Below are 244 nucleotides of genomic sequence, written 5' to 3'. Positions count from 1 at the left end.
GTGCTGTCGGACGTGGCGGCGCTGCTCCCCGGCGCCCTCGGCATGCTGCCCTCCGCATCGCTGGGTGCCGTCGCCGCCAAGGGCAGCCGCAAGGCCCTCTACGAGCCGGTCCACGGCTCGGCCCCGGACATCGCCGGCACGGGCTACGCGAACCCGATCGCCATGATCGGTTCGCTTACCATGTGCTTGCGCTCTTCCTTCGGCCTGGGTGAGGCCGCCGACCTCCTGGACTCGGCCGTCACCC

The 244-nt window shown here is 72.1% G+C and carries 1 protein-coding gene; it reads left to right on the top strand.

Translation table 11 applies throughout. The features are described 5' to 3' along the window. On the top strand, positions 1-244 hold a 244-nt coding region (locus AC0IY1_RS25515; RefSeq protein ID WP_471773372.1), incomplete at both ends, for an isocitrate/isopropylmalate family dehydrogenase.

The sequence above is a fragment of the Methylobacterium sp. AC690 genome, assembly GCF_979256535.1.
The sequence above is the reverse complement of the archived record's forward strand: the minus strand, read 5'-3'. Positions and strand labels throughout refer to the sequence as shown.